Source organism: Pseudomonas sp. CAN1 (assembly GCF_030462585.1).
GTDB lineage: Bacteria > Pseudomonadota > Gammaproteobacteria > Pseudomonadales > Pseudomonadaceae > Pseudomonas.
In genome coordinates this window covers 141190-166251 of the sequence record NZ_JASMRU010000003.1, presented here as the reverse complement: position 1 = coordinate 166251, position 25062 = coordinate 141190, and the positions used below count along the sequence as shown (strand labels likewise).

Genomic DNA, 25062 nt, shown 5'->3' with positions numbered 1-25062 from the left:
GGCCCGCATCGCGCAGGACATCATCGCGGATGAATCCGCTCCTACAAGAACCAGCCCTCTCCGCGATCAGGTCTTGCGCGGCTTGGCCCGCGCCGTCGGTTCGGCGATCAGCGGATCGTCCGGCCAGTAGTGCTTCGGATAGCGCCCCTTGAGGTCCTTCTTCACTTCCGCATAGGTACTGCGCCAGAAGTTGGCCAGGTCCTGGGTCACCTGCACTGGCCGCTGCGCCGGGGACAGCAGGTGCAGCTTCACTGCCACCCGCCCACCGGCAATGCGCGGCGTATCGGCCAGGCCGAACAGCTCCTGCAGACGCACCGCCAGCACCGGCGGGAACTCGCTGTAATCCAGGCGGATGTTGGAGCCGGACGGTACCTGCAAAGTGCGCGGCGCCAGCTCATCCAGCCGTTGCGGCAGTGGCCAGGGCAGCAGCGCGTGGAGAATCCCGCTCAGTTCCAGGTTGGCGAAGTGCGACAGCCGCGAGACCTTGCCCAGGTACGGCAGCAGCCAGTCCTCCAGCGAAGCCAGCAAGGCAGCGTCGCTGACGTCCGGCCACTCGCTCTCGCCCTTGCCTTCCAGATCGAGCCGGCGCAGCAGGGCAATACGCGCTTGCCACTGGCGCAGCTCAGGCGTCCACGGCAGCAACTCCAGGCCCTTGCGTCGCACCAGGCCGAGCAGTGCACGGCTGCGGGCCTCGGCGTCGAGGTTGGGTAGCGCCTCGGTGGACAGCACCAGCTCGCCGACCTTGCGCTGACGCTCCGCGCGCAGCACGCCTTCGCGCTCATCCCACTCCAGCTCGCCGTGGACGCTGACCTGCTCGGCGAGGATCGTCTCGAACAGTGCCGGCTCCAGCGCCGCCGCCAGATAGATGCGCTCCTCGCGCTGGCCCTGGCGGCTGCCCAGATCAGCGATCACCAGCCAGCCTTCCTTCATCAGCGCATCCGGCTCGCCGAACAGCGCGGCACGGCCATTGGCGAGACGATATTCCCCGCCACCGGCACGACGCTGACGGGCGATGCGATCCGGATAGGCGAAAGCCAGCAGGCCGCCCAGCCAGCGCGGATGATCCGGGTCGGCAACCGGCTCGCGGGCCGGGCCACGCAGGTAGCCCTTGAACTGTCGCGCCAGCTGGCGAACCCGCTGCACCGCGCCGCGGCTGGCGCGCGGGCCGTTCTGCTCGCCGGCCAGCAGGGCGATGCGGTGGTGCAGGTCGGCGTCGTTACCGCGCAGGATGTCGCGCTCGCCCAACAGCGCGGCGAGATCGCAAGCCAACTGCCCCAACCCCAGCGCATGGCCGCGCAGCAGCAGATGGGCGATGCGCGGGTGCGCCGGCACTTCAGCCATCGCCTGGCCATGGGGGGTGAGGCTGCCGCCACCAGTGCGGGAAGCCAGCGCGCCAAGGCGCTCCAGCAGGTCCTGGGCCTGTGCATAAGCGGCGGCCGGGGGCAGGTCGAGCCAGGCCAGCTCCTGCGGCGCGACGCCCCAGCGCGCCAGTTGCAGGGAGAGGCCGGCGAGGTCGGCCTGGAGGATTTCCGCCGCGCCATAGGCCGGCAGCTGATCGTGCTGCGCCTCGGACCACAGGCGGTAGCAGGCGCCCGGCTCCAGGCGCCCGGCACGGCCGGCGCGCTGGGTGGCCGAAGCACGGGAGATGCGCTGGGTGTCCAGGCGGGTCATGCCGCTGCCCGGATCGAAGCGCGGCACCCGCGCCAGCCCGGCGTCCACCACGACGCGCACGCCGTCGATGGTCAGGCTGGTCTCGGCGAGGTTGGTCGCCAGCACCACCTTGCGCTTGCCGACCGGCGCAGGCTCGATGGCGGCGCGCTGGGCGTCGAGGTCGAGTTCGCCGTGCAGCGGGCAGATGAGTATTTCGGGGCGGCCTGCCAGCGCCTCGCCCAGTTGCTCGGCAACGCGGCGAATCTCCGCCTGGCCGGGCAGGAACACCAGCAGGCTGCCGGGCTCGTCGGCCAGCGCCTGCTGCACCGTCTGCACCACGCGCGGCTCGATGAACTCGCCGGCCTGCCACGGCCGGCCCCAGCGGATATCCACCGGGAACATGCGGCCCTCGCTGCGCACCACCGGCGCATCGTCGAGCAAGGCGGAGAGCCGCTCGCCCTCCAGCGTCGCCGACATCACCAGCACCTTCAGCGCCGGCTCGTCACGCAGCAGCGCGCGGCCGTTGAGGGTCAGCGCCAGCGCGAGATCAGCATCCAGGGAGCGCTCGTGGAATTCGTCGAAGATCACCAGCCCCACGCCTTCCAGCGCCGGGTCGTCCTGCAGGCGGCGGGCGAGGATGCCCTCGGTGACCACTTCGATGCGGGTCTTCGGGCCAACCCTGCTGTCCAGGCGAATGCGGTAGCCAACGGTCTCGCCGACCTTCTCGCCCAGCTCCGCGGCCAGCCTTTCGGCGGCAGCGCGGGCGGCCAGCCGGCGCGGCTCCAGCATCAGGATCGACTGCCCGGCCAGCCACGCCTCGTCCAGCAGCGCCAGTGGCACGCGGGTGGTCTTGCCGGCGCCGGGCGGCGCTTCGAGCACCACCTCGTGGCGCTCGGCCAGGGCCTGGCGCAGGAGCGGCAGAACATCGTCGATCGGCAGTGATTTCATGGCGCCCCCCGGAATGGCCGCGGAGTATAACCGCCTCGCCGCTCGGCCCCCATAGCCCGGCCCCACGGTCTGACTGCCGCGACCTGATCGCCGCGACAAGGCCACTTGCCATTATTGTGGTGGCAGTGCACAACAGCTGGAGGGAGAAGCAGCTAGAGTCTGCCAATCAGAGTCGGCCATGGAACAGGCATGCAAGGCACCCCACGAAAGCTCCGCAGCTGGCTGGTTGGCTGGCTCTATCTGATCGCCCTGGTTCACCTGCTGGTCAGCCTGACGCTGACCTGGGCGGGCCATTCGGGCCTCCTCGACCACTACCTGAGCACACTGGAAAGCGCCTTCTGGCCCGGTGCCGCCCCGCCGCCGGCCCGCGAGCAACAGATCTGGTGGATCGCGCTGTTCGGCGCCACCCTGCAGAGCTATTCGATCTTCATGCTGGCACTGGTCCACCTGGGCAACCGTCTGCGCGCGCCGATGGCCTGGGCCGGGATCGGCGCCGGCGTCCTCCTCTGGGCGCCGCAGGACATGCTGATTTCCGCACGCCACGAAATCTGGTCGCATCTGGGCGCCGATCTGGTCGCGTTGCTGGTGCTGCTACCGCCGCTGCTCTGGCTGTACTGGCATGACCGAGCTTCCAATCTGCAAGAGCCTGCACCATGACCGAACTGTCCCTGCTGGACTGGGCGTTGACCCTGCTGATCATCCAGGCGCTTCTCGGCGCCCTGGATGTGGTTTACCACCACGAGCTGACGGTAGCGCTGCCCTACCGGCGCGCCGCCAGGCTGGAGCTGTCGATCCATGCTGWGCGCGCCTGCATCTATGGCGTGCTGTTCCTGGGTATCGCTCACCTGGGCTTCCACGGCAACTGGTCGCTGGTCGTGGCGCTGCTGTTCGCGCTGGAGATCGTCCTGACCCTGTGGGATTTCACGGTGGAGGACCGGACCCGCAAACTGCCGCCGCTCGAACGTGTGATGCATACCGTGCTGGCGATCAACGGCGGCGCCTTCCTTGCCGTCTACGGCCTGCAGTTGCTGCAGTGGGCGGAGCAACCGACGGCGCTGGTATCCATCGATTCGGGATGGCGCGGCTGGCTGCTGACCCTCGCCGCGCTCGGTGTCATCGCTTCCGGAATCCGCGACGCGCTGGCCGCCCTGAAGCTGAAGCGGCGGGCCAGTCCGGACAATCCGTTCCTCGGCAGCACGCCTCGGCGCGTGCTGGTCACCGGCGGCACCGGGTTCATCGGCGAGCTCCTGGTCAACCAGCTGCTCGACAGCGGCCACCAGATCACCCTGCTGGCTCGCGACCCGGTCAAGGCGGCCTATCAGTTTGCCGGGCGTGCGCGCTGTGTCGGCTCCCTGGAGCAACTGGGCCAGTTCGACCTCTTCGATGGGGTGATCAACCTGGCGGGTGCGCCGGTCGCAGGTCCTCGATGGACGGCTCGGCGGCAGGAACAACTGCTGGCCAGCCGCGTCGGTGTAACCCAGGCGCTGCTGCACTGGTTGAACAGCACGCCGCACAAGCCGGCGCTATGGATCCAGGCATCGGCCATCGGCTTCTACGGCGTGCGCCCCCCGGAGGAGCAACTGGATGAAGACGCGCTCCAGGGGCAGGGATTCATGACCGAACTCTGCTCGCGCTGGGAAGCATCGGCTCAGCCGGTCCGCGCCCAGGGGATACGCCAGGTGGTATTGCGCCTGGGCGTGGTGCTGGGTCCAGGTGGCCCACTGGTGGCCTTGCTGCTGCCCTTCCGACTTGGGCTTGGCGGGCGGATAGGCAATGGCCATCAGGTCCTCAGCTGGATACACATCGACGACGTACTGCGAGTATTCGCCCGCTGCTTCGAGGATGAACAACTGCAAGGGACCTACAACCTCGTGGCCCCCGAAGCAGTCACCCAGAGCGAATTCGCCGAGCAGGCCGGCCGGCAGCTCAGGCGGCCGGTCTGGCTGCACATACCTGAGAGACCGATGCGCAGACTGGCGGGAGAAATGGCCGAATTGTTCCTCGACGGCCAACGGGTCGTTCCGCGGCGCCTGGCCGAAGCCGGCTTTGTCTTCCGCTTCGCCACGCTGGATACCGCCCTGCACGACCTGGCCTGAAGGCGTGCAGCAGCGGAAGACAAAGGTCACAGGACGGTAATGCGGACTACGCGGGCTGCGACGACCATGGCAGGCGAACCGCGATGCCAACTCGGCAGTCATAGAAGCAACGAGAACGCTGACTAGTGCGAATCTGCCAGCAGCGCTTCAGGACTCGTTGATATAGTTGTCCGCATCATCCTCCCGGAGGTTTTCCATGCGTCTTGCCACCCGAGTGTCCTGTGCCGTTCTGAGCGCCGCCCTGTTCAGCCAGCTGACCGCTTGCGGCACCCTGTTCTACCCCGATCGTCGCGGCCAGATCGACGGCCGCATCGACCCGGCGGTCGTCGCCTTCGACGCCATCGGTCTGTTGTTCTACATCATCCCGGGCCTGATCGCCTTCGGCGTAGACTTCGCCACCGGCGCGATCTACCTGCCCGATGCGAAGTACTCGGTCGCGCCGGAAAAACTCAAGGATGCGGTGAGTGAAGACGGCACCGTGGACAAGGCTAAACTCAAGGCCATCCTTGAACGGGAAACCGGCCGCAAGCTGCCCTTGGATGATCCGCGTCTGATCCAGCGCAGCGGCGACCTCCAACAACTCGCCAGCCTGGGCCTGCGCCCGGAGGCCTGATATGCACGGCGCTCTCGTTTCACACCTGCAACAACTCCTGGCGTACCACCAGTGGGCCTACGAACGCATCCTGGAGGCCGTCGCGCCACTGGATGAAGAGGCCTACCGCGCACCGCGCGGGCTGTTCTTCGACAGCCTGCACGGCACCCTCAACCACCTCGCGGTGGTCGATCGCATCTGGTTCGCCCGTGTGCAGCGAGAGCCCTGGCAGTTCGAACGGCTCGACGCCGAGGCCGCGCCGGATCGCGCCGGCCTCGGCGACTTCATCAACGACGGGGTCGGCGCCTGGCGCCTGTGGCTGAGCAAGCAGAGCGACGCCACCCTCGGCACCCAGCTGGACTACCGCAACATGGCCGGACAGCAACATCGCCAGACCCTGGCCAATATCGTCCAGCACCTGGTCAATCACGGCACCCACCACCGAGGGCAGATGAGCGCCGCGCTCACCGCACTGGGCCAGAAGGCGCCGCTGCTGGACTACATCTACTTCCTGCCCAACCGCCTGGAAACCTGATGCTCAAGCACGCCAGCCACGCCCATCTGATGCGGCTGGCGACTTTTGCGTCGCTCGGCGTCGCCATTACCCTGGTGGTAGCCAAGGCCATCGCCTGGTGGCTCAGCGGCTCGGTCAGCCTGCTGGCCGGCCTCACCGATTCGCTGCTCGACGGCGCCGCCTCCTTCCTCAACCTGCTGGCGGTGCACTACGCCATCCGCCCGGCGGACGACGACCACCGCTACGGCCACGGCAAGGCGGAATCGCTGTCGGGGCTGGCCCAGGCGCTGTTCATCGCGGTCAGCGCCGTGCTGATCGGCGCCCAGGCCATCGACCGCCTGCAGCACCCCGAGCCGGTGGAAGCCGTCGGCTGGGGCATCGCGGTGATGATCCTGTCGTTGGTGCTCACCGCCGGCCTGCTGGCGGTGCAGGGCTACGTGGTGAAGATCACCGGCTCCAACGCCATCCGCGCCGACTCGCTGCACTACCGCTCCGACCTGCTGCTCAACAGCAGCATCCTGGTCGCCCTGTTGCTGGCGCAGTTCGGCTGGCACCAGATGGACGCCTTCTTCGGCCTGGGCATCGCCCTCTACATCCTCTGGAGTTCGTTCCAGATCGCCCGCGAATCGGTTGCCGTGCTGATGGACGAGGAACTGCCGCCGGACGTCAGCACGCGCATGCTCGAACTGGTGCGCGAGGTACCCGGCGTGCTCGGCGCCCACGACCTGCGCACGCGGATTTCCGGCACCCACTGGTTCGTCCAGCTGCACCTGGAGCTGCCCGGCGAGCTGTCACTGTCGAAGGCGCATCACCTGTGCGACGAAGCGGTGCTGGCAATCCACAAGGAATTCCCGCGGGCCGAGGTGCTGGTGCACGCCGACCCGCAGGAAGTGGTGGGCAAGGAAACCATCAGCTAGTGAGCGTCAGTTGACGCTGTAGCCGCGCCCGCTCAGGCACGCGGCCAGCGCGCGGCGGTAGTTGTCGGCGACGTAGGCCGGCGGCGCATAGCTTGCCGAGGCCGGGTCGAAACCACTCTGCTGCACCGCCCAGCCATGGCATTCGTAACGATCGCGGGCCTGCTGGTCCGGCCCCTGGTTGTACATGGGGTAGGCGATCACGTCGTAGCCCGTCTGCGCCACGGCAACCGGTTGCGGCTGCTGCGGCGGTGCCACCACTTCATAGTCCTGCGAGCCGGCCTGCCACAGGTAGTAGGTGCCGGCGGCGAGGAAGTAGCCGATGCTGCCGATCCACACCTGCTCCGCGTAGGACGGCAGGTAGCGCACACGCACGCCGTAGGGCGGCGTCACCACCACGTAGCGCCCGCCATAGGGGCGATACCAGTAGCCGTCGTTGAAGAAATAGTCGCTGCCGCGATAGGGCACGCGGTAATGCCCCGGCGGCATGCTGTTCACCACATAGCCGGGACGCCAGTAGGACGGATGCGGCCCCCAGTTGCCCTGGGGCGGCGGTCGACCCTGCCAGTTGCCGGACGGTGGGCGCACCTCGTGGGAGCCGAACTTGCCGCCATCGTTATGGCCGTTGTTGGCCGGCGGGCGGTTCTGCCACTGGCTGTCGCCATACCCCGGCGGACGCCCCTGGCCACCCTGCCACTGGTTGCCGCCATTCTGGCCCGGCGGCCGGCCATGACCATTGTCGTTGCCGCCCGGAGGGCGACCTTGCCACTGGCCGTTGTTGTTGCCGTTGTTGCCTGGGGGATGGCCCTGCCATTGGCCATTGTTGTTGCCACCGCTGGGCGGACGACCCTGCCATTGGCCGCCGTTATTCCCGCCACCGGGCGGACGCCCCTGCCAGCCGCCACCGGAATTGCCCGGCACCTCGTGGGAGCCGAACTTGCCCCCGCCGGAATTGCCCTGGTTGCCCGAGTTACCGTGCCCGGAATTGTTCGAGCCACCGGACGGCCGCCCCTGGCCGCCGCCCTGGCCGGGCTGCTGTTGCCCCTGCCCGCCCTGCACCTCCGCCCCGCCAAAACCGGCGGCCGTGGCCGTCTGCACGGCCAGCGCCAGCGAAAGCACTGCAAACGAGGCGAACTGCCAGATGCCCGACTTCATGGATTCCTCACTTCGGCGCAGGCCGAAAACAGTGATGTGACAATGCCATAGACCACGGCGAAACGCCCGCATTGCAAGGCGCTGGGTAAAGTCAGGGTAAAGATGGGAGGGCAAATCGCGGGCAAGAAAAAAGGGAGGCTCGTCAGCCTCCCTTTCGGAATCTCGTCCTGCTCGTCGCTGTTGGCGCCGGCTCACCTCGCTCCGCCTTCTGGGCAGTGCGTAGCCCGGTGGCCGGCGCGATCCTGTGGGGTCGGCGGGCCGCGAAGCGCCTGATTGGGCGGATCGCAGGGGACGTGATGTCCGGGCTGTGAATCTGGAAGAAATAGTACGGCGACAACGCGGGGAAATGATTGCTAAGATTGCTCATACAGGCACCACCTGAGCAACAAATACCTAAAAATTACGCCACAAGCGCAATTAAATTGAAATACGAGGCTTTCATGGACAAGCTGGACCGCTACGACCTGCGAATTCTTGCCGAACTGCAACGCGACGCGCGCATCTCCAACCAGGAACTGGCCGAACGCATCGGCCTGTCGCCCTCGCCCTGCTCGCGGCGGGTCAAGCAACTGGAAGACGACGGCTACATCGTCCGCCAGGTCGCCCTGCTGGACAGCAAGAAGCTGGGCCTGAGCCTCACCGCTTTCGTGCTGATCGGCATGGACCGGCACACGCCGGAGCGTTTCGAGCACTTCCAGCAGATCATCGGCAAGTGCCCCGAGGTGCTGGAATGCAGCCTGGTCACCGGGATGGACGCGGACTACCAGCTCAAGGTGATGGTGCCGGACATGGAACATTACCAGCACTTCCTGCTCGGTACGCTGACCCGTATCGAAGGTGTGACCAGCGTGCGGTCGAGCTTCGTGCTGCGCAATGTGATGGCGAGTACCGAGTTGCCGCTGGATCACTTGCGGGTCTGAGCCTGCTCACGATCCGCGCGATGCCGAGCCAATCGCGGACGGAGTCCGCTCCTACGCACGCGCCGTGCCCAATGTGCTCTCTGTAGGTGCGGACTCATCCGCGATGGATTTCGCGGACAAGGTCCGCTCCTACAGAGGAATACCTGTGCCATGCGGTTCGCGAGCAAGCTCGCTCCTACGAAGAGCCCACCTACGTCGATCCAGCTTTGGCTTTGGCTTTGGCTTTGGCTTTGGCTTTGGCTTTGGCTTTGGCTTTGGCTTTGGCTTTGGCTTTGGCTTTGGCTTTGGCTTTGGCTCGAAAGTCTTCCAGAGAAACATCCGCACACTCCGACTGCCCCGTTCAGGAGGCCTCGTTGAAGCGCAGTTTCAGGGGTTGAGCGACATGGATGTCGCGAGAGCCGCGATGGGCCAGGGATGGCCCTTCGCGGCGTGCCCCTGAAACTGCGCTTCAACGAGGGAATTTTTCGCCTAGGCGAAAAACCGGATGTCCGGGGCAAGACCTTTGCCTACTTTGGGGCGTTTGCCAAAGTAGGTCGCCCGAGGGGGCGAAACCAGAAGTCCGCGCGTACTCCAAAGCGACGCAGTACACCCAGACAGAACGCAGCCCCGCTTTGACGAAAACACCTCCTGCGACACAGCACCGCACCCCGCCTCCCGTCAAACGAAATCGATACCGCAGATTTCCCCCGCCAGCCGGCGCGCCGCGGCAATTTCCGGGGCAATCCGCCCATCCCTCAGCAGGAACTGATCATTTTATGAACGGCTCTGAACGACCAAGCGCCGCATGCGTATAATGCGCGCCTTCTTCACCACCACCGCGCCCCGGCGTCCCTCGGACAACCTCCGCACCGGGCAGGAGCTGTAATGAACGAAAGTTTCGAAGACTGGATGATGTATGGCCTGGTGACCGGCCTGATCCTGTTCATGGCCTTCATCGTCTGGGACCTCGCCAAGAAGTCCAAGGCCGGCCGCATGGGCACCATGGTGCTGTTCTTCGCACTGGGCCTGGGCGTACTCGGCTTCCTGATCAAGTCCGTGGTCGTCGCCGGGCTCGAAGGCGGCTTCTGACGCCAACGCCCCCCCCCCGAGATTCAAAGCTCGGGGCTGACTTCCCGCCACTGTCCCGGCTGCAGCCCATCCAGCTGCCACGGCCCGATGCGCACGCGCACCAGGCGCAGCGTGGGCAGGCCGACGGCCGCCGTCATCCGCCGCACCTGGCGGTTGCGCCCTTCGCGGATCACCAGTTCCAGCCAGGCCGTGGGCACCGACTTGCGGAAGCGCACCGGCGGGTCGCGCTCCCATAGCTGCGGCTCATCCAGTCGCCGCGCCTCGGCCGGCAGCGTCGGGCCGTCATTGAGTTGCACGCCCTTGCGCAGCTGGTCGAGTTGTTCGTCGCTCGGCTCGCCCTCTACCTGCACCCAATAGGTCTTCGGCAGCTTGTGCTTCGGATCGGCAATGCGCGCCTGCAGGCGGCCGTCGTTGGTCAGCAGCAGCAGGCCCTCGCTGTCGCGGTCCAGGCGACCGGCCGGGTAGACGCCCGGCACATCGACGAAGTCCTTCAGCGTCGCGCGGCCGTCGGTGTCGTTGAACTGCGTCAGCACGTCGAACGGCTTGTTCAGCACAATCAGTTTCGGTTGCGCCGGCGGCGCCTTGGCCACGCGGCGCGGCGCGGGGCGGGCGGTGGGACGGCGATTGGCTGGGCGCGGAGGACGAGGCATGGCGAAAAGACTGGTAACCGAGGATGGGGGTGAAGCGAATGCCCGGCATGCTAGGTTGTGCCGAGTCCCCACTGCAATAGCAGGCAAGCATGCCCATGAGCCACCCCACCTGGCTGATCACCTTGCAGAACCTCAGCGGCCGCATCGGCGCGCGTTATCGCGGCCCGCAGAGCGCACACTTCGACGGCGCCCGCTTCCACAACCTCGACCGTCAGCCACACAACGGCCTGCGCGCCTTCCTCAAGTGGCAGCGCGAACGCGGCCGCCAGCAGGAGTGGCTGGCCCAGCCCGGCCGCGACGCCCGTGCAGAGACACCGGCACGCGTCGAAGGCGACGAACTGCGCGTCACCTACATCAACCACGCCACCCTGCTGATCCAGCACCGCGGCCTGAACATCCTCACCGACCCGCTCTGGTGCGAGCGCCCCAGCCCGTTCAGCTTCGTCGGCCCCAAGCGCGTGCATCCGCCGGGCCTGGCGCTGGACGAGCTGCCGCCGATCAACCTGATCCTGGTCAGCCACAACCACTACGACCACCTGGATATCCACAGCCTGCGCGAACTGGCGCGGCGTTTCCCGGCGGCCAAGGTAGTGACCGGCCTGGGCAACGGCGAGCTGATCCGCGCCTGCGGCTTCGATGATGTGGCTGAGCTGGACTGGTGGCAGAGCCTGCCGATGCCCGAAGGCATGCTGCTGACCGGCGTGCCGGCGCAGCACTGGTCGGCACGCTCGCGGCGCGATACCAACCGCACGCTGTGGATGGGCTTCGTGCTGGAGTCGCCGGACGGCCCGCTGCTGTTCCCCGGCGATACCGGCCTGGGCGAGGAGTTCGGCCTGATGCACCAGCGCTTCGGCCCGATGCGTTTCGCCGCCCTGCCCATCGGCGCCTACGAACCGCGCTGGTTCATGCGCCACCACCACATGAACCCGGACGACGCGGTGCAGGCGCACCAGCACCTCGATTCGCAGTGCAGCATGGCGATCCACTTCGGCACCTTCCGCCTGAGCGACGAAGGGCAGTTCACCCCGGTCAGCGACCTGGCAGCGGCGCTGCAGCAACGGGGCGTGGCGGCGGAGCGTTTCCGCGCGCCCAAGCCGGGCGAGCAGTGGCTGGTTCCACCGATGCCGGACGCTTCCCTGTAGAAACAAGCCATCGCGGACAAAGTCCGCTCCTACGGTCGGCACTGGGTAGGAGCGGACTTCGTCCGCGATTGGTCGGCGCCAGCGCCGTCACTTCGGAAGATCGCGCTACCGGCAAAGTCAGGCCGAGAGCTCGCGCAGCAAATCGTCCAGCAGCGCCGAAGCACCAAAGCGCAGGTGCTCCGGGGTCACCCAGGCTGCGCCGAAACGCTCCTCCACCAACGCCCGATAGGCCAGCGCATCGGCCAGCGTGCGCAGCCCACCGGAAACTTTCAGGCCGACCTTGCCGCCCTCCTCCTGGATGGTTTCGAGCATCACCTGCACCGCTTCGGGGGTGGCATTCACCGCCGCCTTGCCGGTACTGGTCTTGAGGAAGTCGGCGCCGCCGGCGATGGCTTCGCGGCAGGCCGTGCGGATCAATTCCGGGTCGGCCAGCTCGCCGGTTTCCAGGATCACCTTGAGCCGGTGGTACGGCCCGCAGAGCGTCTTGCAGGCACGGATCAGCTCCACCGCACCGGTGTCCTGGCCGGCCTTGAGCTTGCGCCAGGGATAGACCAGATCGATCTCGTCGGCGCCCTCGGCGAGGGTCTTGCGTACCTCTTCCACCACATCGGCCAGCAGCGCGTCGCCGCCGGGGAAGTTGCATACGCTGGCAACCTTCACGCCGCGCCCGCCCAGGGTGTTCAACGTGCGCCGGGCAACGTGGGTCAGCTTCGGCCACACGCACACCGCCGCGACTTCGCCATAGGGTGTCAGCGCGCGACGGCAGAGGTCCACGGTGCTTTGCAGGTCATCGCCGGCATTCAGCGAAGTCAGGTCCAGCAGGGCGAGCACGCGGCCCGCCGGGGTCTTGCGAGGATCGGTCATCGGCAACACTCTCCATCGGCTTTCGTCAGGCAGCCAGGGCGATCACCATCGCCCCGGCAGGCGCTCCGCGCCCTGTCGCAGATCAGCGGAACGGCGGCTCGTCGAAGCTGCGCAGCTTGCGCGAGTGCAGCGAGTTGAGCTGGGTGCGCAGCAGGTCGACGGCGGCAACGCCGATGGACAGGTGCTGGCTCACCGCGCGCTGGTAGAAGGCCGTGGCGGCGCCGGGCAGCTTGATCTCGCTGTGCAGCGGTTTGTCCGACACGCACAGCAGCGTGCCGTAAGGCACCCGCAGGCGGTAACCCTGGGCAGCGATGGTGCCGCTCTCCATGTCCACCGCAATCGCCCGCGCCAGGTTGATCAGCGGGCGCTCCTGGGCCCAGTGCAGCTCCCAGTTGCGGTCGTCGTAGGTCAGCACGGTGCCAGTACGCAGGCGCCGCTTGAGCTGGTCGCCGCGCTCGCCGGTCACCAGCGCGGCGGCTTCCTGCAGCGCCAGCTGCACCTCGGCCAGCGCCGGGATCGGGATGTGCGGCGGCAACACGCGGTCGAGAATGCCGTCGCGGCGCATGTAGGCGTGGGCCAGCACGTAGTCGCCGATGGTCTGCGACTGACGCAGGCCGCCGCAGTGGCCGACCATCAGCCAGCAGTGCGGACGCAGCACGGCGAGGTGGTCGGTGATGTTCTTCGCGTTGGACGGCCCGACGCCGATGTTCACCAGGGTCACACCGTCGCCATCTTCGGCTTGCAGGTGGTAGGCGGGCATCTGGAAGCGGTGCCACTCGACGCTGGCGACGATGGCGTTGGCCTCACCCTCGTCGGTGCCGCGCTCGATGATCACGTTACCCGGCAGGACCATGCGCACGAAGCGCGGGTCATCGCGCAGGCGCTCCAGGCCCAGGTGGATGAACTGGTCGACGTAGCGGTGGTAGTTGGTCAGCAGGATCCACGGCTGCACGTGGCGCCAGTCGCTGCCGGTGTAATGCACCATGCGGCGCAGCGAGAAGTCGGTGCGCGCGGCATCGAACAGCGCCAGCGGCATCGGGTCGGCGTTCTCCCATTCGTACAGGCCGTCGGCAACACCGTCGGAGGTAGCCGACAGATCGGTGCTGGGGAACACCCGCGCCAGCTCGGCGGCGGTCACCCCCGAGCCACCCAGCTCGTCGCCGCCTTCCACCACGTAGGGGTACGGAATGTTCTGCGCGCTGACGCCGACTTCCACCCGCACGGTGAAGTCCTCCATCAGCGGGCGCAGCTGCTCCAGCAGGTATTTGCGGAAGGCCTTGGGCTGGGTGATGGTCACGGCGTAGGTGCCGGGCACCTGGACCTTGGCGTAGGCGCGGGTGGTCGAGGGCACTTCGCCCTGGCACAGGTAGGTCACCCGCAGCAGCGGGTAGCGGAATTGTTCGCGCTGATGCGCGTCGGGAACTTCGCGGTCCTTCAGGTACTGCTTGAGCGCCTGCCTTAGAGCGCCGGTGGCGCGCTCGTGCAGCACGGCCAGTTGATCGACGGCCTCTTCGGCGGTCTGGGCGACGAAGAACTCGTCACCGGTCGATTGCGTCATGGTGGGCATCCTGTCTGAACGATCAGCTCCATCTTGCCTGCTTCCGTCACAGAAAGGGATGACAGATTCCGCGCTGGCAGGATGAGCGGAAGGGTTGAAGAAAGCCTATGACAGAATCCGCGACCGCGAGTGCGGATGACAGCCGAAAGGAATCGACTGCATTCCATTTTCTTATATCGCTTGTCAGGTCGTCCCAAGCTGCTGGAAGCGTCTTGTTTATCGAGGTGCCGCCGCTAGATTGGCCGCGCTGCGGTCAATCCCGCAGCCGGGTTTGACGGCCTGAGATAGCACGGACGCATTTGCGTCTTGCGATGCGCGTAAAGGTGCCGAGCACCTTTGCACGCCATTGTGCATCTGCATTTCATGCAGCCCCGCTCAATGGCCGGTCGCGCAGGGAGATCCATTCCTCGAATGGGTCTGCCGGTTTGTCCGTCTGCCGGTCCGTCAACCCCGCGCGATCTGCCACCCTTCGATTGACGGCGACGGGCGGCAGGTACCTTCACTTCAAATCGAATGGGTACCTATATGAACGAAGACGGCTACACCCCTTTAGTATTCATACGCCATCAGCGCTCCCTCCGCGCCCTGATGCTCGAAAACCAGCCATGGTTCGCCGCCCGCGATCTGGGCACGCTGATGAGCTGTCCAGCAGAGCATTTCACCCAGCACCGCCTTGATGCCGACCTGCGCCGCCAGGTGCGCCTGCAAACCCAAAGCGGTGAAGAAGACACCTGGCTGGTCAGCGAGGCCGGCTTCTTCACGTTGCTCACTCGCTACCGGCACGCAGAAAACCGCAGCCTGCGGCAGTGGATCACCAACGAGGTCATCCCCGCCCTCCGCGGCCCCACCCTCCCCGCCCAGCAGCCACGCTGCTCCCTGCTGCGCTGGGAAAGCCGCGACATCGCCCTGCTGGAATGGAACGACCAGCTCTGGGTCCGCTACAGCGACGTGCCGCAGCTCCTGCAACCCAAGCCCGGCGCATCCCCACGTGCCGGCTGGTGGCGCGCCTTGCGCTGGCGCCTGACGTTCCCGTAGGGCGCATAACCTGGAACAGGTTATCCGCCGGAACCTCCCCGGCGGATAACGCTGACGCGTTATCCGCCCTACTAAACCGAGTACACGTCGCCCCTGAGGAGCCCGAAGTCATGTCACTACGCGATCTCATCGACGATATAACGCGATACGTATTACGCATTGCGTTATACGCACACCATGATACCGTATCTCCATGATCACGTCGTTCGCCTGCAAACACACGCAAGCGCTGTTCGAAGGGGCCTGTCCGAAAGCTTTCAGAGCCTTTCAGGCTCAGGCGGAACGGAAGCTGCAGATGCTGGATGCCGCTGCGACGCTGGACTTTCTCAGGTCGCCACCGGGCAATCGCCTGGAAGGGCTGCAGGGTAGCAGGGCCGGCCAGTACAGCATCCGCATCAACGGGCAATGGAGAATCTGCTTTCGCTGGGTCGATGGCAACGTGCACGACGTTGAGATAGTGGACTACCACTGAAGGTAAACAGACATGACGCAAAATCGCATGCGCCCGGTTCACCCGGGCGAAATCCTCCGGGAGGAATATCTGGCACCGCTGGAAATGTCGGCCAACGCCTTGGCCACAGCCCTGCGAGTTCCCGCTACCCGAATCCACGAGATCGTCAACGAACGTCGCAGCATCACGGCAGACACTGCGCTGCGCCTGGCACGCTACTTCGGAGGTGACGCTCAATCGTGGGTCAACCTGCAGACAGCCTTCGATCTACGCGTCGCGGAGATGGAATCGGGACAGCAGATCATCGACGAGATCAAGCCAAGGGCGGCATAGCACCGCCCTGAGCCCATGGTTCAACTTCACGCCAGATGCGGCGTCGCCCGCGCCACCAGGGCTTCCACCTCCACCCCGCGCGGCAGGGTCCCGTAGACGCGGCCGCCGTCGTCGAGGCGGCTGGCGATGAAGGCGTCGGAAACCACCGAGTTGCCCGCCTCCAGCAACAGCTTGGCCTGCAGGGCGATGGCGACGTTTTCGGTGAGCTGGCGGGCGCGGTACTGGATGTCCTGGGTGTCGGCGAAGGAGGCCTTGAGGTTGCCGATGAACGAAGCCAGGCGCGCGTCGCCGTGGCCGTCGCCGAGCTCGGTGAATAGTGCATCGAGCACGCCCGGCTCCTTCGACAGCGCGCGCAGCACGTCCAGGCACTGCACGTTGCCGGAGCCTTCCCAGGTGGAGTTGACCGGCGCTTCGCGGTACAGGCGCGGGAGGATGGTGTCCTCGACGTAGCCGGCGCCGCCCAGGCATTCGGCGGCCTCGTTGATCATCGCGGGGGCGCGTTTGCAGATCCAGTACTTGCCCACGGCGGTGACCAGGCGGGCGAACTTGTCTTCCTGCTCGTCGTGCAGATTGTCCAGCGCGCGGCCCATGCGCATGGTCAGGGCCAGCGCGGCTTCGCTTTCCAGGGCGAGGTCAGCCAGCACGTTCTGCATCAGTGGCTGCTCGGCCAGCACACGGCCGCCGACCTGGCGGTAGGCGCAGTGGTGCGCGGCCTGGGTCAGCGCCTGGCGCATCAGCGAGCTGGAGCCGACCATGCAGTCGAAGCGGGTCATGGCGACCATCTCGATGATGGTGGGCACGCCACGACCTTCCTCGCCGACCATCCAGGCCAGCGCGCCGCGGTATTCCACTTCGCTGGAGGCGTTCGACCAGTTGCCCAGCTTGTTCTTCAGGCGCTGGATGTAGAACTCGTTGCGGCTGCCGTCCGGGCGGTGGCGCGGCAGCAGGAAGCAGGTCAGGCCCTTGTCGGTGTAGGCCAGGGTGAGGAAGGCGTCGCACATGGGCGCCGAGCAGAACCATTTGTGCCCGACCAGTTCGTAGGCCTGGCCCGGGCCGGGGATGCCCACCGGGTAGGCGCGCGTGGTGTTGGCGCGCACGTCGGTGCCGCCCTGCTTCTCGGTCATGGCCATGCCGATGGTAGCGCCGGTCTTCTGCTCGATGGGCAGGTTGCGCGGGTCGTATTCGGTGGAGAGGATCTTCGGCAGCCACTTCTCGGCGAGGTCCGGCTGCAGGCGCAGGGCGGGCACGCTGGCGAAGGTCATGGTCAGCGGGCAGCCGGTGCCGGCTTCGGCCTGGCTGTGCAGGTAGCTCATGCCGGCGCGGGCGACGTGGGCGCCGGCGCGCGGGTCGGTCCAGGGCATGGAGGGCAGGCCGGCTTCGACGGCCGCGCGCATCAGCTCGTGGTAGGCCGGGTGGAACTCCACCAGGTCGACGCGGTGACCGAAGCGGTCGTGGGACTTGAATACCGGCTTGTTCTCGTTGGCGAGGAAGCCCGCCGCCATCAGCGGCCCGCCGGCCAGCGCGCCATAGGCGTCGAGTTTCTGTTCGGCCCAGCCGCCGCCGTAACGGCGCACCCATTCCTGCAGCGGCACGTCGACGCGATAGAGGTTGGCGCCGTCCAGCGGCGGCACCTGGTTGGTCACTTCGTGGGTTTCGGCGTACTGGTGCGGGATCATGGCTGGTCCTCCATAACAGGCGTGGGCGAGGCAGATGTGGATGCGCCGACGGCGCGCAGGCAGAAGCTGGCGAGGGCGTCGCTGACGTCCTCCAGGGAAACGCTGGATTGGCCGGCATCCCGCGCGGCGCGGGCGGGCGGCGAAAGCGGGCCGATCAGGGCTTCGGCGATGGCGCCAACCAGGCAGGCGGCGGTGAGCTGCACCGGCTGGGGCTGGAATTCGCCGGCGGCGATGCCCTGCTCCAGCAGGGTGACGAACAGTGCGGCGTAGGCTTCGCGGTAGATCAGGCGCTGCTCGTCCACTTCCGGGTCGACCGGTTCGGCGATCAGCGCAAAGGCCAGGCGGCGGCTGCCCCAGGCGCGGGCGGCGAACTGATGCAGGCCGCGACTCAGGCGTTCGGACGGGCTGCCAGTGGCTTTCAGCTGCGCACCGAGGGAATCGACCTCTCGCTGGCTGGCGCGAGCGAAGACCTCGGCGGCCAGTTCGCCCTTGCCGCTGAAGTACCGGTAGAGGCTGCCGGTGGCGATGCCGGCGTCGTCCGCCAGGCTCTGCATGGTCAGGGCGGCGAATCCGCCGTCGGCGACCCGCGCCAGCGCCAGCTTGAGGATGCGTTCGCGCAGCTCGCCGTCCTTTTGCAGCCGCGCTGGGGAGTGTCGGTAGGCCATGATCTGAATCCGGATTCACTGCATGAAATTCAGTGAATCACGGTTCAGACCTTTGCTGAAAGGGACATTCCCGCCACGGGCGGAGCGATTCTGGCCAAACCGCCGCCAATAGCGTAATGCTGGTCACTGAACTCCTCGAACTGCAAGAGCCCCTCACCCTAACCCTGGCTGCGCGCCCCGCTCCCCAAACGGGAGAGGGGAGCGTTGGGTGCAGGATGAAACCACCACGTCAGCCGGCACGGACAGCCCCCTCTCCCCTTGGGAGAGGGATGGGGTGAGGGGATGCGCAGGTACGGACCTCTCAGAAAGACCGATAGAAACACCGCAGATCCAGTTAGAACTGCGGTGTTCTTTCAATGAACAGCATTACGCCCAGGGCGAGGTCTACCAGAGCGGCATCTGATAGCTGACGATCACCCGCGTCTCGTCGATGTCGTTGCCGAAGTCGCTGCGGAAGGCGCCGTTGCGCACCTTGAAGCCGAGGTTCTTCAGCGGCCCGGTCTGCACCACGTAGCCGATGTCGGTGTCGCGCTCCCATTCCTTGCCGCGCCCCTGCCCGTTCAGCAGGTCGATGTGGTCGCCCTGCAGGTAGCGGGTCATGAAGGTCAGGCCGGGCAGCCCGAGGCCGGCGAAGTCGTAGTCGTAGCGCGCCTGCCAGGAGCGTTCGTCCTTGTTGGCGAAGTCGCCGATCTGCACGAAGTTGGTCAGGTACGGGTCGGTGCCGCTGAGGTAGGCGAAGCCGGTGTCGCCGGACATGCGCTGGTAGCCGACGCCGAAACCGCTGCCGCCGATGCGGTAGGTGAACAGCGCGTTGAACGCGCGGTTGTCGACGTTGCTGCCGCCGTCATCGGTGGAGCGCGCCCAGCGGATATCCGACTTGAGCGACTGGCCCTCGGCGATCGACAGGGTGTGCACCACGCTCAGGTAGTGCTGGCGGTAGAAGTTTTCCAGGCCGCCGTAGTGGTAGCTGGTGCTGAGGTTGTCGGTCCAGCGGTAGGTGCCGCCGGCGAGGTTGAAGCGGTCGCTGCTGGTGTGGCTGCCGAGCACGATGTTGCGCTTGTTGCCGCGGGTCATCGACAGGTCTTCGTCGTTGGTCGAGTCGCGCTGCTTGACCTGGCGCAGCTGGCCGAGTTGCGCGGTGAGGCCGTCGATCTCGTTCACCTCGGCGAGGCCGCCAGTGAAGGTCTGCGGCGCCAGGCGGGTGTCGTTGTACTGCACCACCGGCAGCTTGGGCAGCAGGGTGCCGACCTTCAGCGTGCTTTTCGAGGCGCGCAGCTTGGCGGTCACGCCCAGGGAGCTGTAATCGTCGGCGGCGCGCTTGTCGCTGGCCGAGTACGGCAGCAGGCCGGAGCCGGTGCGGTCGGGGCTGGAGTCCAGCTTGAGCCCCAGCAGGCCGAGCGCGTCGACGCCCACGCCCACCGTGCCTTCGGTGTAACCCGACTCGAAGCGCAGCAGGAAACCCTGCGCCCATTCCTCGGATTTCGACTGCGCGGCACCGCTCTGGCGGTAGTCGCGGTTGAAGTAGAAATTGCGCAGTTCCAGGCTCGCCTTGCTGTCCGCGATGGAGTCCGCGTGGGCGAACAGGGGCAGGCAGGCGAAGCTCGAAACGAGCGCCCGTACGGGAAGATTTTTCATTGTTGTTGTCTCTTCTTCAGGTGAGGTGAAGGCGGCGCCGCTCTGCCTGAGAATCTGTGCCTGGGCCTGCCCTCTCCCCCGCCCTCTCCCTGAAGGGAGAGGGAGCTGACCGTGCCGGCTGATGCAGTGGTGTCATCCTGCACCGGACGGTCCCCTCTCCCTTCAGGGAGAGGGTTAGGGAGAGGGAGAACCCCGCTACAGTCCCCCAGACGTTCGCGGTTGCTCCCACGCCGCCACATTGAAAATCACTGGGTGAGCAACCCCTCCAGTCGCTGGCGGATCAGTTGCCGCGCCTGTTCAACAATGTCGCGCAGCAGTTCCTCGCAGCTGGGTTCGTCATCGATCAGGCCCTGGACCATGCCCGCCGACCAGATGCCGAGATCGGTGTCGCCCTGCTCGTAGACGGTGCGCCCGCGCAGGCCGCTGACCAGTGTGGCGATGTCGGCGTAGGTGGCGTTGCCGCGCGCCTCGATGGCCAGCACTTCCTGGCTGATGGCGTTGCGCGCGACCCGCGCGCTGTTGCGCAGCGAACGCATGATCACGTCCGTGGAGCGCTCGTCCGCCGCGCGGATGGCTGCCTTGACCTGCGGGTGGATCGGGCACTCGCGGGTGCTGAGGAAGCGTGTGCCCATGTTGATCGCATCGGCCCCCAGCGCCAGCGCCGCCACCAGCCCGCGGCCGTCGGCGAAGCCACCGGAGGCGATGATCGGCACGCGCAGCCGGTTGGCTGCGGCGGGCAGCAGAACCAGGCCGGGAATGTCGTCCTCGCCCGGATGGCCGGCGCACTCGAAGCCGTCGATTGACACCGCATCCACACCCAGCTGCTCGGCCTTGAGCGCATGGCGCACGGCAGTGCATTTGTGGATCACCTTGATGCCGTGCTGGCGGAACTCGGCGATGTGCTCGCCGGGATTGTTGCCAGCGGTTTCGACCACGCCGATACCGCCCTCGATGATTGCCGCGCGGTACTCGGCATAGGGGATCGGCTTCTGCGTCGGCAGCAGCGTGAGGTTGACACCGAAGGGCTTGTCGGTGAGTTCGCGGCAGCGCGCGATCTCGTCGGCCAGCGCCTGCGGGGTCGGCTGGGTCAGCGCCGAGAGCGTTGCCAGCCCGCCGGCGTTGGCCACCGCCGCGGCCATCTCGGCGCGCCCCACCCACTGCATGCCGCCCTGCATGATCGGGTGTTCGACGCCGAAGGTTTCGGTGAATCGGGTCTTGAACATGCGCCTGCCCTCCGCCGGGTCAGATCGGGTCCCAGGAGAACACGTCCGGGCTGCGCGCCAGGTCCATGAAGCTGCCACGCAGCGCGGGCATGCCGTGCTCGGCGATGCTCTGCGGCGTCCAGCCGTTGTCGCTGTGCACGCTGCGCAACGGGCGGCTCTGGCTCATCAGGAAGATCTCGTGGTTGCGCGCGGCGAACACCTGGCCGTTGACCGCACTGGCGGCGTCGGAAGCGAGGTAGACGGCCAGCGGCGCGTTCTTGTCCGGGGTCATGCGCTGCAGGTTTTCCACCCGCGCCTTCTGCTCCGGTGTCTCGGCCGGAATGGAGTCGGTCATGCGGCTCCAGGCGAACGGCGCGATGCAGTTGGAGCGCACGTTGTAGCGCTGCATGTCGAGGGCGATGGACTTGCTCAGCGCGACGATGCCGAGCTTGGCCGCCGAGTAGTTGGCCTGGCCGAAGTTGCCGATCAGCCCCGAGGTGCTGGTCATGTGCACGAAGGCGCCGCTGTTCTGCGCGCGGAAGTGCTCGGCGGCGGCGCGGCTGACGAAGAAGCTGCCGTTGAGGTGCACGTTGATCACCGACAGCCAGTCCTCGGCGCTCATCTTGTGGAAGATGGTGTCGCGCAGGATGCCGGCGTTGTTCACCACGATGTCGACGCGGCCGAAGGCGTCGATGGCGCTGGAGACGATGCGCCGGGCGCTGTCCCAGTCCGACACGCTGTCGGTGTTGATGGCGCCATCGCCGCCGCGCTGGCGGATCAGCCCGAGGGTTTCCTCGGCCGGGGACGCCGAGCCGCCCTCGCCCTGCAGGGACACGCCGATATCGTTGATCAGTACCCGCGCGCCGCTGTCGGCCAGGGCCAGGGCGATCTCGCGGCCGATGCCACCACCGGCGCCGGTGACGATCGCTACCTTGCCTTCGTTGAGTCGTTGGGTCATTGCTGATTCCTTACTGTTCGTTCAATCAGGGAGTTGGATGCGCGCACGATCAGCTCGGCAGGCCGAGCACGGCCTTGGCCAGGATGTTGCGCTGGATTTCGTTGGTGCCGCCGTAGATGGTGGTCGGCCGCGACTGGATGAAGATGCCCGCCGGATGCAGCTCGGCATCGTCGGCGAAGGGGTTGAGCAGCGCCGAGTCCGCCCCGGCGATCTCCAGTCCCAGCTCGCTGATGCGCTGGTACAGCTCGGACTGGTGGATCTTCAGCAGGGAAACGTCCGGGCCCAGTTCCTCGCCGCGCCGCAGGCGTTCGGCGAAGCGCTCGTAGAGCGCCTTGTGGCAGTCCAGGTCCATGCTCAGCGCGGCGAAGCGCTGGGCGAACACCGGGTCGTCCCACAGGCCCTGGTGACGGGCCAGGCGTACCAGGCGTTCGAGGGCGAAGGTGGCCTGTTTTGGCGAGCCGAGGAAGATGCGCTCGAAGCCGAGCAGCGCCTTGGCCATGCCCCAGCCGTGGTTGACCGCGCCGACGAGGTTCTCTTCCGGCACACGCACGTCGTTGAAGAACACCTCGCAGAACTCGCCCTGCAGTTCCAGGTTGAGGATCGGCCGCACCTCGACGCCGGGGCTGTCCATCGGCACCAGCAGGAAGCTGATGCCCTGCTGCGCCTTGGCGCTGCGCTCGGTGCGCGCCAGCACGAAGATCCAGTTGGCCTCGGTGCCCATGGTGGTCCAGGTCTTCTGGCCGTTGATCACCCACTCGCCGTCACGCAGCACCGCCTCGGTCCGCAGGCTGGCGAGGTCGGAGCCGGCATTGGGTTCGCTGTAGCCCTGGCACCAGATGTCTTCGCCGCTGAGGATGCGCGGCAGGAAGCGCTCGCGCTGGGCGTCGCTGCCGTAGCGGATCAGCAGCGGGCCGAGCATGGTGATGCCGCTGTCGGGCAGGCGCGCGCAGCCGTAGTTCTCCATCTCCTCGATCATGATCAGCTGCTTGCCGGCGGCGAGGCCCATGCCGCCGAACTGCACCGGCCAGCCGGGGCACAGCCAGCCTTTTTTCGACAGCGCCTGGTACCACTCCCAGGTGTCGTCGCGGCCCAGGCGGTGGGCCGGGTTGCGGATGCGCTGCGGGTAGTTGGCGGCGACCCAGTCGCGCACCTGATGGCGGAATTCGTCATCGCTCAGGGCGTTGTAATCGGTCATGTCACGGCTCTCTGGATTACTGGCCCCGAAAATTCGGGGAACGTTTGTCGAGGAAGGCCGCCTTGCCTTCGGCATGGTCGGCGCTGAGGAACAGCTGGCTCTGGAAATCGCCTTCGCGTTCGAGCAGCAGCTCCAGGCCGTCGGCCAGCAGGGCCTTGGTCAGGGCCAGTGGCAGCGGTGCCTGTTGCTCGACCTTGGCGGCCAGCGCGAGGGCGGCGTCCAGCGCGGCACCCGGTGCGGTGAGCTGGTCCACCAGGCCGATGCGCTGCGCTTCCTCGGCTTCGATGACCTGGCCGAACATCAGCACCTGCCGCGCACGGCCGATGCCGATGCGCGCCGGCAGGGTGTGCAGCTGGCCGAGATCGGCGATCAGTCCGACCTTGCCGAAGCCGGCAGCGAAGCGCGCCGTGCCGCCGCACACCAGGCTGTCGCAGGCCAGCGCCACCGACAGCCCGGCACCCACCGCCCAGCCTTCGATGGCGGCGATGATCGGCTTGCCCATGCGCAGCATCTGGCGGATCAGGTCGGCGTTCTTCTGCATGCGTACGCGGCCGGCGTTGAGGTCGGTGACGTGCATGTCGCTGAGGTCGCCGCCGGCGCTGAAGACTTCCGCGGAACCGGTAAGGACCACGCTGCGCACGACGGGATCGGCGTCCGCTTCGCGCAGCGCTTCGAGCAGCTCGGCGCGCAGGGCGGGAGACAGCGCATTGCGCCGCGCCGGATTGTTGAAGCGCAGCAGGCGCACCGAGCCGAGGGTCTCCTGAATCAGCATCTCGCTCATCACGCCACCTCCGCATGCAGCAGGCCGATGTAGCGCGCCCGGTGGAAGGCCAGCGAACCCTGGCTGTTGAGCAGCACCATGGCGCGGCGCAGGAACAGGCCGATGTCGGCCTCGTCGGTGTAGCCGATGCCGCCGTGCAGCTGGATCGCCTGGCGGGTCACCAGCATGGCCGCTTCGGCGGCGCGCACCTTGGCGGTGGACACCAGGCGCTGCACCTGTGCGGCCGGCGCGCCTTCGTCCAGCGCTGCGGCCGCTTCGCCGACGATGGCGCGGGCCAGTTCGATCTGCAGTTTCAGGTCGACCATGCGGTGCTGCAGCGACTGGAAGCTGCCGATCTCGCGGCCGAACTGGCGGCGCACACCGAGGTAGTCGCGGGTCTGTTCGAAGGCTGCGTCCATCAGCCCGACCAGGTAGGCCGCGCAAGCCAGTGCCGATTCGTCGAGGGCAGCGGGAGAGGCTTCGACCACTTGCGCGGGCGTGCCGTCGAAGCGCAGGCGCGCCAGGTGGCCGCCGTCCTGGGTCGGCTCCTGATGCACGCTCAGCCCTTCGGCATTGCGCTGCACCAGCGCGAGGCCGGCGTTGCAAGCCACCAGCCACGCATCAGCGGCAGCCCCCTGAGCCACATGGGCGATCTCGCCGCGCAGTTGGCCGTCATGCAGCACCGGCAAGGCGGCGCCAGCTTCATAGCCGATGCCCGCAGGCAGGATCAGCCGCTCGCCAGCCAGCAATGCATCGCGCTCAGCGGCGGGCAGCAGGGGCGCGACCAGGCTCGCCTCGATCAGTGGTTCGGGCAGCAGGCCGCGGCCGAGTTCTTCCAGCAGCGCGGTGTACTCGCTCATGCCCAGGCCACTGCCGCCCAGTTCCTCGGCCAGGCGCAGGCCCGGCCAGCCCATGGCGCAGACTTCGGCCCAGGCGTCGCGGTCGAGACCCTGTTGCTGGAAGCGCAGGCGGCGCACCCGGCCCATATCGCCGCCACGCGGCACCAGGGAGGCGGCGCTGTCACGGATCATCCGCAGGCGCTCCTCGCGCTCCTCGGCCATCGCGGTGTTGTCGGTCATTT

The 25062-nt window shown here is 67.0% G+C and carries 24 protein-coding genes; 11 read left to right on the top strand and 13 right to left on the bottom strand.

The window, feature by feature from the left end; all coding sequences use genetic code 11:
- Positions 1-66: 66 nt before the first annotated feature.
- On the bottom strand, positions 67-2598 hold the full coding sequence (hrpB, locus tag QO207_RS06320) for an ATP-dependent helicase HrpB (protein ID WP_301531650.1): 2532 nt from the start codon (positions 2596-2598) through the stop codon (positions 67-69).
- 189 nt (positions 2599-2787) lie between these two features.
- Between hrpB and QO207_RS06315 the strand changes: the two genes are divergently transcribed.
- From QO207_RS06315 to QO207_RS06295, 5 genes are all read left to right on the top strand, one after another.
- Positions 2788-3255 (top strand): cell division protein, encoded by a 468-nt coding sequence (locus QO207_RS06315; RefSeq protein ID WP_301531649.1) that lies wholly within the window; start codon positions 2788-2790, stop codon positions 3253-3255.
- On the top strand, positions 3252-4694 hold the full coding sequence (locus QO207_RS06310) for a TIGR01777 family oxidoreductase (protein WP_301531648.1): 1443 nt from the start codon (positions 3252-3254) through the stop codon (positions 4692-4694). The genes QO207_RS06315 and QO207_RS06310 overlap by 4 nt, the downstream gene beginning before the upstream one ends.
- Before the next feature lie 196 nt (positions 4695-4890).
- A complete protein-coding gene (locus tag QO207_RS06305; RefSeq protein WP_301531647.1) occupies positions 4891-5307 on the top strand; it encodes a polyribonucleotide nucleotidyltransferase in 417 nt (138 codons plus the stop codon).
- A gap of 1 nt (position 5308) precedes the next feature.
- On the top strand, positions 5309-5821 hold the full coding sequence (locus tag QO207_RS06300) for a DinB family protein (RefSeq protein WP_301531646.1): 513 nt from the start codon (positions 5309-5311) through the stop codon (positions 5819-5821).
- Positions 5821-6717, top strand: a complete 897-nt coding sequence (locus QO207_RS06295) for a cation diffusion facilitator family transporter (protein ID WP_301531645.1) — start codon at positions 5821-5823, stop codon at positions 6715-6717. The genes QO207_RS06300 and QO207_RS06295 overlap by 1 nt, the downstream gene beginning before the upstream one ends.
- Before the next feature lie 6 nt (positions 6718-6723).
- On the opposite strand, the gene QO207_RS06290 is transcribed toward QO207_RS06295, so the two are convergent.
- Positions 6724-7869, bottom strand: a complete 1146-nt coding sequence (locus QO207_RS06290; RefSeq protein WP_301531644.1) for a DUF6515 family protein — start codon at positions 7867-7869, stop codon at positions 6724-6726.
- Between the two features lie 440 nt (positions 7870-8309).
- Between QO207_RS06290 and QO207_RS06285 the strand changes: the two genes are divergently transcribed.
- A complete protein-coding gene (locus QO207_RS06285) occupies positions 8310-8789 on the top strand; it encodes an Lrp/AsnC family transcriptional regulator (RefSeq protein ID WP_017521771.1) in 480 nt (159 codons plus the stop codon).
- 864 nt (positions 8790-9653) lie between these two features.
- Positions 9654-9857: a DUF2788 domain-containing protein gene (locus QO207_RS06280; RefSeq protein ID WP_015475469.1), complete on the top strand. Its 204-nt coding sequence runs from the start codon at positions 9654-9656 to the stop codon at positions 9855-9857.
- 23 nt (positions 9858-9880) lie between these two features.
- On the opposite strand, the gene QO207_RS06275 is transcribed toward QO207_RS06280, so the two are convergent.
- Positions 9881-10447: a pseudouridine synthase gene (locus tag QO207_RS06275; RefSeq protein WP_301531816.1), complete on the bottom strand. Its 567-nt coding sequence runs from the start codon at positions 10445-10447 to the stop codon at positions 9881-9883.
- A 149-nt stretch (positions 10448-10596) separates the two neighbouring features.
- Between QO207_RS06275 and QO207_RS06270 the strand changes: the two genes are divergently transcribed.
- A complete protein-coding gene (locus QO207_RS06270) occupies positions 10597-11649 on the top strand; it encodes an MBL fold metallo-hydrolase (protein WP_301531643.1) in 1053 nt (350 codons plus the stop codon).
- A 117-nt stretch (positions 11650-11766) separates the two neighbouring features.
- Here QO207_RS06270 and deoC read toward each other — a convergent pair whose 3' ends face one another.
- Both deoC and amn read right to left on the bottom strand, forming a co-directional pair.
- The gene (deoC, locus tag QO207_RS06265; RefSeq protein WP_301531642.1) at positions 11767-12513 is read right to left on the bottom strand and encodes a deoxyribose-phosphate aldolase; all 747 of its coding nucleotides are present in this window, start codon (positions 12511-12513) and stop codon (positions 11767-11769) included.
- An 82-nt stretch (positions 12514-12595) separates the two neighbouring features.
- The gene (gene amn / locus QO207_RS06260) at positions 12596-14071 is read right to left on the bottom strand and encodes an AMP nucleosidase (protein ID WP_301531641.1); all 1476 of its coding nucleotides are present in this window, start codon (positions 14069-14071) and stop codon (positions 12596-12598) included.
- A 525-nt stretch (positions 14072-14596) separates the two neighbouring features.
- Here amn and QO207_RS06255 point away from each other — a divergent pair.
- The 3 genes from QO207_RS06255 to QO207_RS06245 all read left to right on the top strand — a co-directional run bounded on the left by QO207_RS06255 (position 14597) and on the right by QO207_RS06245 (position 15890).
- A complete protein-coding gene (locus tag QO207_RS06255; protein WP_301531640.1) occupies positions 14597-15106 on the top strand; it encodes a Bro-N domain-containing protein in 510 nt (169 codons plus the stop codon).
- Positions 15107-15299: 193 nt separating this feature from the next.
- Positions 15300-15578 (top strand): type II toxin-antitoxin system RelE/ParE family toxin, encoded by a 279-nt coding sequence (locus tag QO207_RS06250; protein ID WP_301531639.1) that lies wholly within the window; start codon positions 15300-15302, stop codon positions 15576-15578.
- A gap of 12 nt (positions 15579-15590) precedes the next feature.
- Complete coding sequence (locus QO207_RS06245) at positions 15591-15890, top strand: HigA family addiction module antitoxin (protein ID WP_301531638.1); 300 nt, start codon at positions 15591-15593, stop codon at positions 15888-15890.
- A 26-nt stretch (positions 15891-15916) separates the two neighbouring features.
- Here the strand turns inward: QO207_RS06245 and QO207_RS06240 are convergent, their stop codons facing one another.
- The 8 genes from QO207_RS06240 to QO207_RS06205 form a co-directional block, all read right to left on the bottom strand.
- Complete coding sequence (locus tag QO207_RS06240) at positions 15917-17566, bottom strand: acyl-CoA dehydrogenase family protein (protein WP_301531637.1); 1650 nt, start codon at positions 17564-17566, stop codon at positions 15917-15919.
- Positions 17563-18231: a TetR/AcrR family transcriptional regulator gene (locus QO207_RS06235; RefSeq protein ID WP_301531636.1), complete on the bottom strand. Its 669-nt coding sequence runs from the start codon at positions 18229-18231 to the stop codon at positions 17563-17565. The genes QO207_RS06240 and QO207_RS06235 overlap by 4 nt, the downstream gene beginning before the upstream one ends.
- A gap of 384 nt (positions 18232-18615) precedes the next feature.
- Positions 18616-19866, bottom strand: a complete 1251-nt coding sequence (locus QO207_RS06230) for an OprD family porin (RefSeq protein WP_301531635.1) — start codon at positions 19864-19866, stop codon at positions 18616-18618.
- Between the two features lie 245 nt (positions 19867-20111).
- Positions 20112-21089 carry an NADH:ubiquinone reductase gene (locus tag QO207_RS06225; RefSeq protein WP_192290446.1) on the bottom strand — a complete coding sequence of 326 codons (978 nt, stop codon included), beginning with the start codon at positions 21087-21089 and terminating at the stop codon, positions 20112-20114.
- A gap of 19 nt (positions 21090-21108) precedes the next feature.
- Positions 21109-22026 carry an SDR family NAD(P)-dependent oxidoreductase gene (locus QO207_RS06220; protein ID WP_015475457.1) on the bottom strand — a complete coding sequence of 306 codons (918 nt, stop codon included), beginning with the start codon at positions 22024-22026 and terminating at the stop codon, positions 21109-21111.
- A gap of 49 nt (positions 22027-22075) precedes the next feature.
- On the bottom strand, positions 22076-23221 hold the full coding sequence (locus QO207_RS06215) for an acyl-CoA dehydrogenase family protein (protein ID WP_301531634.1): 1146 nt from the start codon (positions 23219-23221) through the stop codon (positions 22076-22078).
- Positions 23222-23237: 16 nt separating this feature from the next.
- Positions 23238-23993 (bottom strand): enoyl-CoA hydratase/isomerase family protein, encoded by a 756-nt coding sequence (locus tag QO207_RS06210; RefSeq protein WP_301531815.1) that lies wholly within the window; start codon positions 23991-23993, stop codon positions 23238-23240.
- Positions 23994-24001: 8 nt separating this feature from the next.
- Positions 24002-25060: an acyl-CoA dehydrogenase family protein gene (locus QO207_RS06205; RefSeq protein ID WP_301531633.1), complete on the bottom strand. Its 1059-nt coding sequence runs from the start codon at positions 25058-25060 to the stop codon at positions 24002-24004.
- Positions 25061-25062 lie beyond the last annotated feature (2 nt).

Bases quoted from the DNA above. Each gene is read 5' to 3' on its own strand.
- QO207_RS06315 (WP_301531649.1), top strand. From the start codon at position 2,788: ATGCAAGGCACCCCACGAAAGCTCCGCAGCTGGCTGGTTGGCTGGCTC.
- QO207_RS06205 (WP_301531633.1), bottom strand. From the start codon at position 25,060: ATGACCGACAACACCGCGATGGCCGAGGAGCGCGAGGAGCGCCTGCGG.
- QO207_RS06285 (WP_017521771.1), top strand. From the start codon at position 8,310: ATGGACAAGCTGGACCGCTACGACCTGCGAATTCTTGCCGAACTGCAA.
- QO207_RS06290 (WP_301531644.1), bottom strand. From the start codon at position 7,869: ATGAAGTCGGGCATCTGGCAGTTCGCCTCGTTTGCAGTGCTTTCGCTG.
- QO207_RS06240 (WP_301531637.1), bottom strand. From the start codon at position 17,566: ATGATCCCGCACCAGTACGCCGAAACCCACGAAGTGACCAACCAGGTG.
- QO207_RS06210 (WP_301531815.1), bottom strand. From the start codon at position 23,993: ATGCTGATTCAGGAGACCCTCGGCTCGGTGCGCCTGCTGCGCTTCAAC.
- QO207_RS06215 (WP_301531634.1), bottom strand. From the start codon at position 23,221: ATGACCGATTACAACGCCCTGAGCGATGACGAATTCCGCCATCAGGTG.
- QO207_RS06270 (WP_301531643.1), top strand. From the start codon at position 10,597: ATGCCCATGAGCCACCCCACCTGGCTGATCACCTTGCAGAACCTCAGC.
- deoC (WP_301531642.1), bottom strand. From the start codon at position 12,513: ATGACCGATCCTCGCAAGACCCCGGCGGGCCGCGTGCTCGCCCTGCTG.
- QO207_RS06295 (WP_301531645.1), top strand. From the start codon at position 5,821: ATGCTCAAGCACGCCAGCCACGCCCATCTGATGCGGCTGGCGACTTTT.
- QO207_RS06305 (WP_301531647.1), top strand. From the start codon at position 4,891: ATGCGTCTTGCCACCCGAGTGTCCTGTGCCGTTCTGAGCGCCGCCCTG.
- QO207_RS06280 (WP_015475469.1), top strand. From the start codon at position 9,654: ATGAACGAAAGTTTCGAAGACTGGATGATGTATGGCCTGGTGACCGGC.
- QO207_RS06300 (WP_301531646.1), top strand. From the start codon at position 5,309: ATGCACGGCGCTCTCGTTTCACACCTGCAACAACTCCTGGCGTACCAC.
- hrpB (WP_301531650.1), bottom strand. From the start codon at position 2,598: ATGAAATCACTGCCGATCGACGATGTTCTGCCGCTCCTGCGCCAGGCC.
- QO207_RS06250 (WP_301531639.1), top strand. From the start codon at position 15,300: ATGATCACGTCGTTCGCCTGCAAACACACGCAAGCGCTGTTCGAAGGG.
- QO207_RS06255 (WP_301531640.1), top strand. From the start codon at position 14,597: ATGAACGAAGACGGCTACACCCCTTTAGTATTCATACGCCATCAGCGC.
- QO207_RS06245 (WP_301531638.1), top strand. From the start codon at position 15,591: ATGACGCAAAATCGCATGCGCCCGGTTCACCCGGGCGAAATCCTCCGG.
- QO207_RS06235 (WP_301531636.1), bottom strand. From the start codon at position 18,231: ATGGCCTACCGACACTCCCCAGCGCGGCTGCAAAAGGACGGCGAGCTG.
- QO207_RS06225 (WP_192290446.1), bottom strand. From the start codon at position 21,089: ATGTTCAAGACCCGATTCACCGAAACCTTCGGCGTCGAACACCCGATC.
- amn (WP_301531641.1), bottom strand. From the start codon at position 14,071: ATGACGCAATCGACCGGTGACGAGTTCTTCGTCGCCCAGACCGCCGAA.
- QO207_RS06220 (WP_015475457.1), bottom strand. From the start codon at position 22,026: ATGACCCAACGACTCAACGAAGGCAAGGTAGCGATCGTCACCGGCGCC.
- QO207_RS06230 (WP_301531635.1), bottom strand. From the start codon at position 19,866: ATGAAAAATCTTCCCGTACGGGCGCTCGTTTCGAGCTTCGCCTGCCTG.